This window comes from Hydrogenispora ethanolica, assembly GCF_004340685.1.
Taxonomy (GTDB): domain Bacteria; phylum Bacillota; class UBA4882; order UBA8346; family UBA8346; genus Hydrogenispora; species Hydrogenispora ethanolica.
In genome coordinates this window covers 1-15,316 of record NZ_SLUN01000027.1, presented here as the reverse complement: position 1 = coordinate 15,316, position 15,316 = coordinate 1, and the positions used below count along the sequence as shown (strand labels likewise).

Genomic DNA, 15,316 nt, shown 5'->3' with positions numbered 1-15,316 from the left:
ATTTCAAATCACATAATTCTCGACAAAGACCTTGAGGTTTTTTAATCCGACAAAAACCTCGTCACCCTCAGCCAGCCTCAGCTCGGTGAAGCGCTCCTTGGTCAGTTCCGCTTCGATCAGGCTGTTATCGTCGGCCCGCTTCAATTCCAACCGAACCACCGGGCCGATGGCCCGGATATGGGCGACCCGCGCTTTGATGCTTTGATTATCCTCACTGTGGCGTTCAATCGCCAGTTCGTGGGGGCGGACATAGGCAATGGCCGATTGCGCCGCGGCATCCCGGTGCTCCGGCGCGACGAACTCACTGGCACCGATCCGGACCTTCCCTCGGTCGAGCCGGCCGCGGAAAAGATTGACGTTGCCCAGGAACTGGTAGACAAAGGAGTTAACGGGATGGTCATAGACCGCTTCGGGTGTACCGATCTGCTCGATCCGGCCCTCGTTCATCACCACGATGCGATCCGCCACCTCCAGCGCCTCCTCCTGGTCGTGCGTCACAAAAATGCTGGTCACATGGATCTCGTCATGCAAATGACGAATCCAATGCCGCAACTCTTTGCGCACCTTGGCATCCAGCGCGCCGAACGGTTCATCCAACAGCATTACTTTCGGCTCCACCGCCAGCGCCCTAGCCAAAGCAATCCGCTGCCGCTGGCCGCCGGAGAGTTGCGCGGGATAGCGATTGCCCAGCCGGTCCATTTGAACCAGTTTCAAAAGCTCATTGACTTTGGCGTTGATCGCTTCACGCGAAGGGCGGGAACGGGCTGGCCGCACCCGTAGTCCGAACGCAACATTCTCAAAGACCGTCATATGCCGGAATAGCGCATAATGCTGAAAAACGAAACCGACTTTCCGGTCCTGGACCCGCTGGGCAGTAGCGTCTTCTCCTTCAAAAAAGACCGTCCCCCCATCCGGAGTCTCCAACCCGGCGATGATCCGCAGCAACGTAGTCTTGCCGGATCCGGACGGGCCGAGCAAAGCCACCAACTCGCCGGTGGGAATCTCCAAATCGACATGGTTTAAAGCCGTGAAACTGCCAAATTGTTTATCGATATCCCGAATGACGATACTCATCTTTTATGCCTCCCGCTCCACCGGATTCTGCAGTTCCGGCCGTTGATGCTGCTGTTTCCATTCCACCAGCGATTTGACGGCCAGGGTAACCAAGGCCAGTAGCGCCAGCAGTGAAGCCACCGCGAAGGCGGCGGTGAAGTTATACTCGTTATACAGAATCTCCACTTGCAACGGGATCGTATTGGTCATGCCGCGAATGTGGCCGGAAACAACCGAAACGGCGCCGAATTCTCCCATTGCCCGGGCGTTACAAAGAATTACGCCGTAGAGCAGGCCCCATTTTACATTCGGAAGAGTTACCTTGAAGAAGGTTTGCCAGCCGTTGGCGCCGAGCACCAGGGCCGCCTCTTCCTCTTCTTTGCCCTGGCTCTGCATCAGCGGGATCAACTCTCTGGCAACGAAAGGAAATGTCACCAGGACCGTCGCCAGCACGATTCCGGGCACCGCGAAAATGATTTTCAGATTATGCGCAAACAGCCATGGCCCCAGCCAACCGTTTAGACCGAAGAGCAAGACGTAAATTAAACCCGAGATCACCGGCGAAATAGCGAATGGCAAATCAATGAGCGAAATTAAAAAGCTTTTGCCGAAAAAATCGAACTTGGCGATGGCCCAGGAAGCCGCCAGGCCGAAGACCAGATTGAGCGGCACCGCGATCGCCGCCGTCAATAACGTCAGCCGGATCGCCGCGAAGGTATCCGGTTCGGCCAGCGCTTTCAGATACGTTTGAAATCCTTTCTCCAGCGCCTGACCGAAGATGGCGAAGAGCGGGATGATAATAAAAAAGCCGATGTATAAGAGGGCCATGACGATGAGAAGCCAGCGAACTTGGAACGGCTCACTGATGGGGGCGTCCGGCCGGGCCGTCACCACCGTCGTTTTACTTTCCAGAGACAAGGTTCACCCACCTTTCAGGCTGCAAGTTGTTTCTTGCCGCTCCACCATTGCAATAAGTTGATCAAGAGCAGTAAAACAAAAGAAATACCCAGGATCACCACGGCCACCGCCGCCGCGCCGGCATAATCAAACTGTTCCAGCTTGGTGACGATCACCAGCGGCGCGATCTCGGTACGCATTGGCATGTTGCCGGAGATGAAAACGACCGATCCGTATTCCCCCAGTGCGCGGGCGAAAGCGAGCGCCAGGCCCGTCAGCCAGCTCGGCCAAAGGGCCGGAAAGATGACCCGGGTGAAGGTTTGCCAGCGGTTCGCGCCCAGGCTGACGGCAGCTTCTTCGACCTCTTTCTCCAAATCCTGCAGTACCGGCTGGACGGTTCGGACCACAAACGGCAGCCCGATGAAGGTCAGGGCGACCATCACCCCCAAAGGGGTGTAAGCGACTTTGATGCCCAATGGTTCCAGAAAACGGCCGATCCAGCCATTCGCCGAGTAAATGGTGGTCAGTGCGATGCCAGCCACCGCAGTGGGCATGGCAAACGGTAGATCGACAATGGCATCCACCAGTTTCCGTCCGGGGAATCGATAGCGCGTCAACACCCAGGCCAGCAGCAGACCGAAGATACCATTGATCAAAGCACCGCCAAAAGAGGCCAACAGGCTCAACCGGTAAGATGCCACCACCCGCGGCGCGAGCACCGTCTGCCAAAATTGTGGCCAGCTCAACGTCGCAGCCCGCAAAAACAGCATCGCCAGTGGAATCAAGAGGATCAGACTCATGTACAATACGGTAAACCCGAGCGCCGGGCCGAAGCCCGGCAGGATACTGCGTTGCTTCCGATTCAATCCCATCACATCCGCTATGTTCAATGCTGGTAAATCTGGTCAAAGACGCCGCCGTCGACAAAATGAGTCTTTTGCGCTTTCTGCCAACCGCCGAAGACCGAGTCGATGGTGAACAATTTCACCTTGGCGAAATGATCATACTTGGCGGCCACCGTTCTGAGGCGCGGCCGGTAATAGTTTCGCGCGGCGATCTCTTGGCCTTCCTTGGTATACCAGTATTTCAGGTAAGCCTCGGCCACCTTGCGGGTACCGTGCTTATCGGCGAATTTATCAACCACGGCTACCGACGGCTCCGCCAGAATGCTTAGGGATGGGACTACAATCTCGAATTTGTCCTTGCCAAGCTCATGAATGGCCAGGAACGCTTCGTTCTCCCAGGCTAACAAAATATCCCCCAGCCCACGCTGGACAAAAGTGTTAGTAGCGCCGCGCGCTCCCGAATCCAGCACCGGCACGTTTTTAAAAAGCTGAGTCACAAACTCTTTGGCCTTCTCCTCTTTACCACGGTTCTTTTTTAAAGCGTAACCCCAGGCCGCCAAGTAATTCCAACGGGCGCCCCCCGAAGTTTTCGGATTCGGCGTAATCACCTGCACGCCCGGTTTCACCAGATCGGACCAGTCTTTGATGCTTTTGGGATTCCCCTTGCGAACCAGAAAGACAATGGTCGAGGTATAAGGGGCGCTATTATCCGGCAATCGTTTCAACCAGTTTTTCGCGAGCAATTGGCCGTTCTCATACAATGCGTCGACATCGTACGCCAGAGCCAACGTCACAACGTCAGCCTCCAACCCGTCAATCACCGACCGGGACTGGGCGCCCGATCCGCCGTGCGATTGCTTGACGGTCACTGTCTGGCCGGTCTTTGCCTTCCAATACTTGGCAAACGCGGCATTGTATTCCTGATACAACTCACGGGTCGGATCATACGATACATTCAGCAACGTGACCTCCCCCGCCGCCCAGGCCATCGGCAGGAGCGACATTCCTAACACCACTACAAACCCCAGAAACAAGACCAGTTTTTTAACCACCGCTAAAACCTCCTTCAGCTTTCGTTTTATTTTTTTGAGTGCAATCTCTCATGATGAATTTTATTATTCTTATCAAAATACTAGGTATTTGATTTAAAAAAATAGGCCGTCTTTCCGCCAATTCACTCTATCCTATGCAGAAGGAATGTCTTTAATTCCAAGAGGTTTAGTAAGATATTTTTTATCTTACTTTACCAACATGGGAAAGTCAATACTCGCCAGGGAATTTTTATAAAAAGTTGTCACAAAGTTCTCATCAAATCAGCTGACAAAACTCCGCATCTCTCCACTCTCTTGTAACATAACAAACAAGCCATTCTCATCAGCATCAGACCACCTGCTCTTGCAATCTCTCAAAATAATATAAAATAAAACCGCGGATCGCCTGCCGCGGTCAATGCAATGATTCGGTTATCCATAACATAAAGCGAGCAAGCGGAATTTCTCGCTCTCCGTCGGCAATCGGGGCGCCTCAGATAAAACTCCGGCGGATGATTTCCGCCAAATCCTGCTGCACCGGGTTCCGCAATGTGTTCCCAATGTTCTTGGCCCGGATCGCAATGGCCGAGAACCGGTCGATCTCCGCTTCACTGATCCATTCTCGTTCTCCCAACAACTCTTTGAGCATGGCTTGAAATGAATCCAGATCGGCGAAACCCGTCCGGCGAAGCGCTTCCTCCACTCGTTCCCGGCAACTTGCGGCCACGAAACGCAGGTACTCCGACATCAATAGGCCGTTAGCGCGGCCGTGGTCGATATCCCGGAAATAAGTCAATGAATACCCCATGGCATGCAGGGCCGTGGTTCCGGTGTGGGCGATCACCATTCCCGCCAGCATCGAAGCATACAGCAGCTGTTCGCGGACGGTCCAGGAGATCTCCTCCCCCCGCAATAGCGGCAGGCAGGCACCGCTAATTCGCAGACTCTCCGCAGCCAGCAGATTGCTGAGCGCGATTGCCCGCTTGGCGAGACAGCCTTCCAGCGCGTGGGAAAGCGCGTCCAGCGCAGTGTTGACGGTCACCCGCAGTGGCAGGCTCAAGGTGTAAGTTGCATCCAAAAAGGCCAGCCGCGGAAAGATTGCTTCGCTGGCAATACTGGTCTTGGTCTGCAGCCGGTCATTGGTCAAAATTGCGTACTGGGTCACTTCACTGCCGGTTCCGGCGGTGGTCGGAACCGCGACCATCGGCAAAGCCGGATTTTCGAAGATGCCCGCGAACAGCTCCGCATCATCAAGATCGTTCGCGGCCAGTAAGGCGATGGCCTTGGCCGCATCTAAGGGCGATCCGCCGCCGCAGCCGATCACAAAATCCGCGCCTTCGTCCCGGGCGACGGCCGCTGCCTCGCGCACCGCGGCGATCGATGGATTACTGGCGATCCGGTTATAGACAAAGTAGGGAATCCGCTTCTCTTGCAAAGCCGCTGTGATATCGGCCTGCGAACCATTAACCAGCGCCGAGTGGCAACCGGTGACCACCATAGCCTTCGCGCCCAGCGCGGCCAGTAGCGAAGCATGCTCCCGGATGCATCCCTTTCCGGCGATCACTTTGGTGGGGATGAAAAATTGCTCGGCCATGGGCGCCTCCTCTTGAAGCGAAAGTTTATGAGATGCCGCGGAAATCGAGCCGTTCCCAACAGTTTAGGAGGCGGCCCGCTGCAGATAGCCGTCGGCGACAGTCAGCGCCCTGTCGATCGCCCGGAAAGCCTCGTTCAATTGGGCTTCGTTGATGATGATCGGAGGCGCGAAGAACATGTAATTCCAGCGGAGATACATGAAGACCCCTTCCGCCAGCAGAGTCCGTTCCACCGCCGCCATCACCTCGCCGCTGCCGTTCCAGGGCACGATCGGTTCACGGCTGGCGCGGTCCTTGACCAGCTCTATGCAGCCGAACAATCCCTGGTTCCGGACGTCGCCCACGCAAGGATGTTTCCGCTTCAGATCCTCCATCGACCCTCGCGTCACGCCACCCATGGCCCTGGCGTTGGCGATCAGTTCCTCCTCCTGATAGGCCTCGATGGTGGCGATGGCCGCGGCGCAAGCCAGCGGATGGCCGCTATAGGTCAGGCCGCAGTAGAGATATTGATCGGCAATGGCGGTAGCGATTGCGTCCGAGATCCCGACCGCCCCCAGCGGTACGTAGCCGGAGTTAATTCCTTTGGCCATGGTCATGATGTCCGGTTCCACGCCGAAGGCGTTGATAGCGAACCATTCCCCGGTCCGGCCAAACCCGCTCATCACCTCGTCCGCGATCAGCAGGATATGATAGGTGTCGCAGATCTCCCGCAACATGACCAGGTACTCCCGGGGTGGTATGAAAACGCCGTTGCTGCCGGTGATCGATTCGATAAGGATGGCCGCGACCGTCTTCGGGTTCTCGTACAGGATCGTCTCTTCAACATGCTTAGCGCACTCGATCCGGCAGCTGCCGTATTCCTGCCCGAATGTACAGCGATAACAGTAGGGATCGTACACCTTGATCACCCCCGGAATTCCCGGCTCCACCGGCGGCCGGCGCGGATCCCCGGTAAGAGTGATGGCGCCGTACGTCGAGCCATGGTAGGAACGGTAACGGGAGATGATCTTCTGCCTGCCCGTAGCCAGCCGGGCAATTTTGATGGCATTCTCATTGGCGTCGGCACCGCCGTTGGTGAAGAAGAAATGGTTGATCCGCGGCGGCGTGACCGTGCTGAGCAGCTTGGCCAGCGCGCTCCGGGTCTCGGTGGCGATGGACGGCGCGATGTAGCAAAGCTTATCCGCCTGATCCTTGATGGCCTGAACCACTTTGGGATGCTGGTGCCCGATATTCGAGTTCACCAGCTGTGAGGCCAGATCCAGGTAACGTTTGCCGCCGCTGTCCCAAAAATAAATGCCGCGGGCTTCATTCACTACCATCGGCTTCAACCGGCTCTGAACCGACCAGGAATGCAACACGTGTTCCCGGTCGCTCCGATAGACTTCATCGCTAAAACGCTGATCATCAACGGTTGCCATCGCTCTTAACCCCTTTCATCGGCGGATTCGAAGGGATTGCGCCGTTTTTTGGGGATATGGTCCCGCGACGCTCTCTTCCAATTTATTGAATTTTGTAAATATTATACTAATTTTTAGAAATTAATGTCAATATCCATTCCATCAATATGTCATTCCGAGAGAGATTTTTCCGCCGAAACCATTTCCATGGGCGAAAATCGGACTCCGACCTTACACGACCATTCCTTGCTCGTCGGCAAAAAACTTTGAATCTCCGGATGATAGCCTTCTCCCAACCGCTTTTTAGGATCGCTCAAGCTCAAAGAAAGATTTGTGTGATTTTACTGTTAACTGTATAGAATATAGTTACAAATAATTGACATAAATTATGATATTTGCTAATATGAATTACATAAATATTACATAGATGGGAGGATAAACATGAAAAAGCTTGGACTGCTATTTCTGATAATCTTTTTACTCGGTTTGACTTTCGAGGGTCTTTGCGCTCCGCCTGAGCTGAAGTTCGGCGTCTCCGCCCCGCTGACGGGCGATATCGCCGCCATCGGGCAGGCCACGAAGAACGCAGCCCTCCTGGCGCAGGATGAGGCGAATAGCGCCGGCGGCTTGAAAGTCGGCTCCTCCAAACGGAAGGTCCGCTTCATTATTGAAGACGATGAGAATAAACCGGAAGGCACGGCCACGGTGTTTCAGAAACTGATCAACCAGGACCGGGTGCTGGCGATCATCGGCTCCCAGGCCAGCAAATGTTCGAACGCCGGGGCTCCCATCGCTGAGGCCGCCAAGATTCCCCAGATCACACCCTGGTCGACCAATCCCAATGTGACCAAAGGACGCAAGTTCGTCTTCCGGGCCTGTTTCATCGATCCGTTCCAAGGCAAGGTGGTGGCCCAGTTCGCCTATACCAAACTGAAAGCCAAGACCGCGGCGGTGCTCTATGACATCGCCAGCGACTACAATAAAGGCATCGCCGAAGTGTTCCGGAACGAATTCACGAAGACCGGCGGCAAGATCGTCAACTTCGAGACCTATAACACCAAGGACACCGATTTCTCCGCCCAACTGACCAAGATCAGGGGAAGCGATCCGGACGTCCTGTTCCTTCCCAATTACTTCAACGAAGTCCCGCTCCAGATCAAACAAGCCCGCCAACTCGGCATCCAGGCCAAAGTGCTCGGATCCGACGGCTGGGACGATCCCCAGCTGATCCAGCTCGGCGGCAAGCTGATGGAAGGCGCCTATTTCTCCAACCATTACGCGGTCGACAACGCCAGCCCGGCTTTGAAAACCTTCATCGCCAGCTATCAAAAGAAATACAACGCCATCCCGGACGCGGCGGCCGCCCTAACCTATGACGCGGCCAAGATCATCTTCCAGGCCGTGACCAAGGCGGGTAAGGCCAACTCTTTGGCGATCCGAGATCAGATCGCGGCGATTAAAAACTTCTCGGGCATTACCGGCGTGATCACCTACAACGGCGACGGCGATCCGGTCAAAGGCGCGGTGATGCTGCGGATCGAAAATGGCAAGTACGTCTTTGACAGCGCGGTGAATCCGTGAGAACTTTGCGAGCGTTCAACCTCCCGGCGTTGGATCGTCCGTGCGTCAGCGCTTGATGGTCCAACCCGGAGCCTCCCTGCCGTCGACGCGAGGCGGGCCGCCCGGAAGGTACGGGTCCGCCCGCCGCCGCGGCGTAAACTGGATTATGGAGTGGTTGCAGTGGCCATCATCATCCAACAATTGCTCAACGCGACCCAGCTGGGGGCGGTCTACGCCCTGATCGCCCTGGGATATAGCATGGTGTACGGCATTATCCGGCTGATCAACTTTGCCCACGGCGACATCTTCATGGTCGGGGCGTTCATCGGCTTTCTCCTGGCGACTCTGGCCGGCCTCCCCTTTTATGTGATCATGCCCCTGGCAATGCTGCTCACCGCGCTGGTCGGGGTGGCCATCGAACGGATCGCCTATCGCAAGCTGCGGAACGCCCAGCGGATGTCGCTGGTGATCACCGCCTTGGGCGTGGGCATCTTCCTGGAGAACATCGTCCGGGTGCTAGTGGGACCCCAGACCCGGCAGCTGCCGCCGCTGTTGCCCGATGCGATCCTGCAGCTGCCCGGGGGGATCGTGATCACCGAGGATAAGATCCTGATCATCCTGATCTCCCTGGCGCTGATGATGATCCTGTGGCTTTTCGTCAATAAGACGCTGATGGGCACGGCGTTGCGGGCAGTGGCCGACAACAAAGAGATCGTGCCCCTCATGGGGATCAATCTTAACCAGGTGATCGCGGTGACGTTCGCCATCGGCTCGGCGCTGGCCGCCGCCGGAGGCATCTTTTTCGGCCAGGCCTACTCGATCGACCCGTACATGGGGATCGATCTGGGTTGGAAGGCTTTCATCGCAGCGGTGATCGGCGGGATCGGCTCCATTGAGGGCGCGGTCCTGGGCTCATTCATGCTGGCCGAGGTGGAGGTATTCTCCGTGGCTTACCTCTCCTCCAACCTCAAGAACGGGATCGCCTTCGGCCTGCTGATCGTGCTGCTGCTCATCTGGCCGAGCGGGATCATGGGCAAGCCAATGTTGAAGAAGGTGTAACGAACCATGTCACAACAGACCTCGATCCATCCCGCGGCTTTGCCCCGCAGCCGCTCTTCCCTGCGCTTTTGGGGGATCTTCAGCGCCGCGCTGCTGGCGGCGGCGGGGCTCATCCAGATCGGCGCCGACTCCGGCTGGATCAATCAGTATTACCTGCATATCGTGACCATCATCGGGATGAATGTGATCCTGGTGGCCAGCCTGAACCTGCTCAACGGTTACTTGGGCGAATTCGCCCTGGGCCATGCCGGATTCATGGCGATCGGCGCCTACACCGCCGCCCTGATTGCGACCGGCACCGCCTGGCCGGCCCTGCCGGGACTGGTGTTGTCGCTCGCCGGCGCCATCGCGCTGACCGGGCTCATCGGCTACCTGATCGGGCTGGTGACCTTCAAAACCGTCGGCGATTACCTGGCCATCATTACGCTGGGTTTTAATATGATCATCGTGAACGGCATCCAGAACCTGGAGTTCGTGGGCGGGCCGCGCGGCTTCGGCGGCATCCCGCGCAACACCAATTTCTTCGCGGTCGTCTGCGGGGTCGTTTTCACCTACGCCGTGCTCCGCAACCTGATCGCCTCCAATTACGGCCGGATCTGGGTGGCCATCCGCGAGAACGACATTGCCGCCGAGCTGATGGGGGTGAACATCATCCGCGCCAAGAACCTGGCTTTTACCATCGCGGCGGCCCTGGCCGGGCTGGCCGGCGGGCTGTGGGCCCAATACCAGCAGTTCATTACCCCGAAGAGTTTCGATTACATCAAGACCACCGAGATCCTGGTGATGCTGTACCTCGGCGGCATGGGCAGTCTGTCCGGCTCGATCCTGGGCGTGGTGGTCTATACGATCTTAATGGAGCTGCTCCGTAATCTACTGGCGTTCGATCCCCGCCTGGCCGACCTGCGGATGGTCATCAGCCCGCTGATTCTGATCGTGATCATGCTGACGCGCCAGTACGGCCTGATGGGTAACAAGGAATGGCGCTGGCTGCGCTTAAAGGAAGAGAGGGTTGAGCATGGGAGCCATCCTGAGACTAGAGCAAATTAACAAAGCCTTCGGCGGATTGACGGCGGTGGCCAATTTCGGCCTGGAACTGTCGGAACGGGAGATCCGCGGCATCATCGGTCCCAATGGCGCCGGCAAAACCACGATCTTCAATCTAATCAGCGGGGTCTACCATCCGGACAGCGGCCGGATTTATTTCGCCGGGACCGATATCACCGCTCATGCGGCGGATGCCATCGCCCGGGCCGGAATCGCCCGCACCTTTCAGAATATCCGGCTTTTCGCCCAGATGAGCGTCATGGATAATATCCGGATGGCCTTCCACAGCCGGACCGGCTATCATTTCTGGGATAGCCTGATCCATTCGGGCCGTTTCCGCCGCGCCGAGGAAAGGATCCGCCGCGAGAGCCTGGAATATCTGGACCGTTTCGGCCTGGCTGACCGCGGCCGGGAGCTGGCCAGAAACCTATCCTACGGCGAGCAGCGGCGGCTGGAGATCGCCCGGGCGTTGGCGACCAACCCGCGGGTGCTGTTGCTGGATGAACCGGCCGCCGGAATGAACCCCAAGGAAGTCGAGGATCTGATCCAATTCATCCGTAACGTCCACCGGGATTTCCCCCTGGCGATCCTGCTCATCGAGCATCAGATGCCGGTGGTCATGGAGCTGTGCGGCCTGATCCAGGTGATCGACTTTGGCCAGACCATCGCCGAGGGCGACCCGGCGACGGTCACCAATCATCCACTGGTCATCCGGGCTTATCTCGGCGAAGAGGAGGCCACGGCATGAGTCTGTTAACCATCAAAAAACTGGCGGTGGCCTATGGCGCCATCCGCGCCTTGCACGGCATCGATCTGGAATTGAACGAAGGCGAGATCGTCTCCCTGCTCGGCGCCAATGGCGCCGGCAAATCCACCACCCTGCGGGCCATCTCCCGGGTGATCCCGGCGGCGGCGGGCGAAATCGAGTTCGCCGGCCGCAGTCTGGCCAATATCCCGGCCCACCAGGTGGTCAGCCTGGGAATCGCCCAGGTTCCCGAGGGCCGCGGCATCTTCCCCAGCCTGACGGTTCTCGAAAATCTGCAGTTGGCGACCTGGACCTGCCGGAGCAAGGCCCGCAGGGGCGACAGCTGCGACCGGATCTTCAAGCTCTTCCCCCGCCTGGCGGAGCGCCAAAAGCAACTGGCCGGCACCCTGAGCGGTGGCGAGCAACAGATGCTGGCGGTGGCCCGGGCCCTGATGACCAACTGCCGCCTGATGCTCCTGGATGAGCCGTCGATGGGCCTCTCGCCGCTGCTGGTAAAGGAGGTCTTCCGGATCCTGCAGGAGATCAATGAACAGGGCACGGCCATTCTGCTGGTGGAGCAGAACGCCAATATGGCCTTGAAGATCGCCCATCGCGGCTATGTCCTGGAGAACGGCAGGATCGTGCTGCACGGCCCAGCCGCGCAACTGGCCCAGGACCCTAGGGTCAAAGAAGCCTACCTCGGCAAACAGCCGGCGCATCGCGAAACAACCGCCGACGCTGGCGCTGAGCCAGGTCCGGTTAGCAGGGCGGCTAATTAGGCCGCGCCATCACGCTTGATACTATAAGCTGATTATTCAATTATATATGTCAAAATGTGAAAAGAATTAACTGTGCCATATCGGTAAAACCCTTTGAATTCAAGGGTTTTCATTTTTTATTATGGCTTTATTCGAACTGATTTTCAGCAAAAAAGCTATATTGCGTCCCCTCTATTTATCTTCCTCTTTCCAATCAAAGCCTTTGAGTTTGAACAAGTTGATAAAATCGCGTCGGTAATCGCCGAAAACTGTAACGCGATGCCACATGGGCATCCAATTTGCAAGAAGGTTATCGGCGTTGCACGAAGCCACGAGCTTACTTCGGCATCCCGCATCTCCGCCTGCGTTGCCGACCGATCGCGCGGAATGGACGCAAGCCCAGTTTGCCTTATTATTCAGATTAATCGTCGTAAGCTTTTCTCCGCTAGGGAATATCACTTGAACTGATGCGCCTTGCTGATCTTCGGCATGGCTGCGTATATAAAGCTACATGTTCTAAGATCATCACAGCCGAATAGCTTCCGGCAGGCGACGCAATGGGCATATGTAATTTCATCGGAAGAAGTATCTACCACCGGATCGGATACAAAACCGTAGCGGCCGGTTAGATATAGGATTATGATGGACGATATTGTTGAATTGATATCAGCCTCGCATACACCTATCTCTCCGTCGTTACACATCTGATAATAAGAAAGGCATGGATACATATGCTTGTTATTTCCGTAATCATTATGATATGAAAGTCCTAGACAGTCGATGGTTACCGCATCTGCGGAGCATTCCTCTTTTAGTGCTTTTATCGCATGATAGAGCTTTGCGCTTTCCAGAATATCGGCATCGTTAGGTTCGATTACTCCCAGAGCGGACTCTTTCCAATAGTTGGCCGTTTTTTCCGCCTTTTCCAGCGGCACAGAATCAAAAATCTTTATGAGCTCGGCTGCCGTCCTGTTTATGAATTTACATCCCCATTTTTCCATAGCCGCTTTTTGCTCATCCATTTGCACACTGTTTTTTACTACAAGTATCGTTGTATTTTTAAGCTTTTCATTAACGGCCAAAAGTTTTGCACCACGCGCTATATCGTTATAATTACTTGACGCAATGATCGGAACGGGCAGTTTTTCGTTTCTAACCATAGGGCTTGCTCCGGACAAAGTCGAGCCGCTTCCGCAGAAAGGAACATCTGCAATAACACACGGGATGCCGTCAATGCTTTTTCTGGCATAAAACGCATCGAGTCCTATCCAATTGGTCATTTCCAGGACAAGAACGCCGCTGTATTTTTTAAGATCAGCCTGATAATCAGCTTCCGCCTCGGCAACAGCCGTGTATTTTATCACGTCAAATTCGGTCTCCGAATTTCCGGCTTTTACACATTCCATAACCTTTTCGGTTTCTTTCAAATAGTCGAAATTGATATGCGGCCAGCCTGGAACATTTTCTTTCTTCGCCTGGACAACGACTTTGATCTTGATATTGGGATTCTTCATATCTCCACCTCCGTTTTTTATTAAGTAAATACTAGCACAAACAGGAAGGCAGGAGCATTGATTTCTACGACGCGATATTGTATTATTACGACATATTCTATAAAAGGTATGGAGGCTTCCGAATTATAAAAGATTATCAATTAATAATTAATTCATGTGGTATTACGGACTGCGCTCCGGATTGGAGTTGGATAACCGCTGACAATGGTTTCGACGACTATGATCTTTGGGCCGTATTTCGCGGAAAAGGCGAAATTAGGACCGCGTCGGAAACTTTCGAAGTGTCGGCCGGTTCATGCATGCTGCTTGCACCGGGGAAAAAATACATCGGAAACCACGATCCATTATCTCCGCTGTTTGTCATCCATGTCCATTTTAGTATTTCAGAAAACCAAAAAAACGTTTCCCCGTGGGGAGTTCAGCATAGACATATTGCGGATACTGCTTTCTTTGGGGATCTATTAAATCATGTCATCACCTTTTTTTACCGAAACGAGACTGAAAAGGCTTCTTTCTGGCTGAATGCGGCCCTGTATGAATTCTTAACTTCAAATGCTACTGAAAATTTGACTTCAGCCTACATCGGTATCAATGAAAAAAAAGTTTTTGAAATGTGCGACAAAATTAACGCATCTGCTGAAACTGCGCCTAAGCTTTCAGAATTTGCTAAACAATTAGGATATTCCGAAACGTATCTCGGAAAACTTTTTCACAAGATAATCGGAGTTACTTTTTCTGAATATGTAGCCAATGCAAAGATAAATAAGGCAAAATTTTTAATAAGATCCTCGGACTACACTATAAACTATATCGCCGAGATACTTGGTTATTATGACACGAGCTTTTTCATAAGGCAGTTTAAAAAACACACGGGTATTTCACCGGGTAAATATAGAAAACATAACAAATAAACAGCAATGTCTTGGACAAATTAGCAGCCCCGGCGATATCGCCGGAGTTGTTTTATTCACAAAATGAAATCAGATCTGATTATCAAGTTTGCCCAGCAAAGACGCTGCTATGAAAAAAGCCGATCACGGATTCATGGATTTGGGGATTTCACAGAAAAACCCATTTTCCGTTCTCCAGTCTATGGAATCATTTCATCCGCTAAATCCGCGATCAAGTCTTTGCTCTCTGGCGCCGGTTGTCCGGTTATTGTCGAAGGTCCCTATTAAAGCCACGGATTCCGGTTTTATGGATAATGCTCTCTTTGCGGATCAGCAAGCTCTCTCAGTCACTCAACAAGCTCTCTCAGTCGCTCAGCAAGCTCTCTCAGTCACTCAACAAGCTCTCTCAGTCACTCAACAAGCTCTCTCAGTCGCTCAGCAAGCTCTCTCAGTCACTCAACAAGCTCTCTCAGTCGCTCAGCAAGCTCTCTCAGTCACTCAGCAAGCTCTCTCAGTCACTCAGCAAGCTCTCTCAGTCACTCAGCAAGCTCTCTCAGTCACTCAGCAAGCTCTCTCAGTCGCTCAGCAAGCTCTCTCAGTCGCTCAGCAAGCTCTCTCAGTCACTCAACAAGCTCTCTCAGTCGCTCAGCAAGCTCTCTCAGTCGCTCAGCAAGCTCTTTCTGCGAATAATGGGCTTTTTTTATGAATTAAAAGTTCTTTTTGTAAGTTTCTACCTGCTCATGCCCAAGTTACCCGCGGAGTTAACTTGATAAACATCAAACAGATAATAACCGATAAAATATATAAGTTCTCAACTTTCGCAGCTTGGAATCGGCAAATACGCCTTGATAAAGTTGGGCAAACCAGCGAACCAGATTTGGAGTTGACAATGAATAAACTTACGAATTTTAGAGTTAACATGGGCGGAAAT

14 protein-coding genes are annotated in these 15,316 nt (G+C 54.2%); 7 read left to right on the top strand and 7 right to left on the bottom strand.

From position 1 onward, the window contains the following. Positions 1-3: 3 nt before the first annotated feature. The 6 genes from EDC14_RS18695 to EDC14_RS18670 form a co-directional block, all read right to left on the bottom strand. Positions 4-1,074, bottom strand: coding sequence for a sulfate/molybdate ABC transporter ATP-binding protein (locus EDC14_RS18695; RefSeq protein ID WP_132015835.1), 1,071 nt, complete (start codon positions 1,072-1,074; stop codon positions 4-6). A gap of 3 nt (positions 1,075-1,077) precedes the next feature. Beyond that, positions 1,078-1,971, bottom strand: coding sequence for a sulfate ABC transporter permease subunit CysW (gene cysW, locus EDC14_RS18690; protein WP_243663021.1), 894 nt, complete (start codon positions 1,969-1,971; stop codon positions 1,078-1,080). A 14-nt stretch (positions 1,972-1,985) separates the two neighbouring features. Continuing rightward, positions 1,986-2,816: a sulfate ABC transporter permease subunit CysT gene (gene cysT / locus EDC14_RS18685; protein ID WP_243663020.1), complete on the bottom strand. Its 831-nt coding sequence runs from the start codon at positions 2,814-2,816 to the stop codon at positions 1,986-1,988. A 20-nt stretch (positions 2,817-2,836) separates the two neighbouring features. Beyond that, complete coding sequence (locus tag EDC14_RS18680; RefSeq protein ID WP_132015891.1) at positions 2,837-3,799, bottom strand: sulfate ABC transporter substrate-binding protein; 963 nt, start codon at positions 3,797-3,799, stop codon at positions 2,837-2,839. Between the two features lie 520 nt (positions 3,800-4,319). Next, on the bottom strand, positions 4,320-5,420 hold the full coding sequence (locus tag EDC14_RS18675; RefSeq protein WP_132015833.1) for an iron-containing alcohol dehydrogenase family protein: 1,101 nt from the start codon (positions 5,418-5,420) through the stop codon (positions 4,320-4,322). Positions 5,421-5,483: 63 nt separating this feature from the next. Then, entirely contained in the window at positions 5,484-6,836 is a 1,353-nt protein-coding gene (locus EDC14_RS18670) for an aminotransferase class III-fold pyridoxal phosphate-dependent enzyme (RefSeq protein WP_132015832.1), read from the bottom strand. Positions 6,837-7,256: 420 nt separating this feature from the next. On the opposite strand from EDC14_RS18670, the gene EDC14_RS18665 reads away from it, so the two are divergent. From EDC14_RS18665 to EDC14_RS18645, 5 genes are all read left to right on the top strand, one after another. After that, positions 7,257-8,396, top strand: a complete 1,140-nt coding sequence (locus EDC14_RS18665) for an ABC transporter substrate-binding protein (RefSeq protein WP_132015831.1) — start codon at positions 7,257-7,259, stop codon at positions 8,394-8,396. Between the two features lie 159 nt (positions 8,397-8,555). After that, a complete protein-coding gene (locus tag EDC14_RS18660) occupies positions 8,556-9,434 on the top strand; it encodes a branched-chain amino acid ABC transporter permease (protein ID WP_132015830.1) in 879 nt (292 codons plus the stop codon). A 6-nt stretch (positions 9,435-9,440) separates the two neighbouring features. Further along, complete coding sequence (locus EDC14_RS18655) at positions 9,441-10,481, top strand: branched-chain amino acid ABC transporter permease (RefSeq protein ID WP_132015829.1); 1,041 nt, start codon at positions 9,441-9,443, stop codon at positions 10,479-10,481. Further along, on the top strand, positions 10,450-11,226 hold the full coding sequence (locus EDC14_RS18650; RefSeq protein WP_132015828.1) for an ABC transporter ATP-binding protein: 777 nt from the start codon (positions 10,450-10,452) through the stop codon (positions 11,224-11,226). Before EDC14_RS18655 ends, EDC14_RS18650 begins: the two co-directional genes overlap by 32 nt. Then, on the top strand, positions 11,223-12,002 hold the full coding sequence (locus tag EDC14_RS18645) for an ABC transporter ATP-binding protein (protein WP_132015827.1): 780 nt from the start codon (positions 11,223-11,225) through the stop codon (positions 12,000-12,002). Before EDC14_RS18650 ends, EDC14_RS18645 begins: the two co-directional genes overlap by 4 nt. 434 nt (positions 12,003-12,436) lie before the next feature. Here EDC14_RS18645 and EDC14_RS18640 read toward each other — a convergent pair whose 3' ends face one another. Continuing rightward, entirely contained in the window at positions 12,437-13,495 is a 1,059-nt protein-coding gene (locus EDC14_RS18640) for a hypothetical protein (RefSeq protein ID WP_132015826.1), read from the bottom strand. 77 nt (positions 13,496-13,572) lie between these two features. Between EDC14_RS18640 and EDC14_RS18635 the strand changes: the two genes are divergently transcribed. Both EDC14_RS18635 and EDC14_RS18630 read left to right on the top strand, forming a co-directional pair. Then, positions 13,573-14,406 (top strand): AraC family transcriptional regulator, encoded by an 834-nt coding sequence (locus tag EDC14_RS18635; RefSeq protein ID WP_165908127.1) that lies wholly within the window; start codon positions 13,573-13,575, stop codon positions 14,404-14,406. A gap of 302 nt (positions 14,407-14,708) precedes the next feature. Further along, positions 14,709-15,155 carry a hypothetical protein gene (locus EDC14_RS18630; protein ID WP_132015824.1) on the top strand — a complete coding sequence of 149 codons (447 nt, stop codon included), beginning with the start codon at positions 14,709-14,711 and terminating at the stop codon, positions 15,153-15,155. Positions 15,156-15,316: the final 161 nt, after the last annotated feature.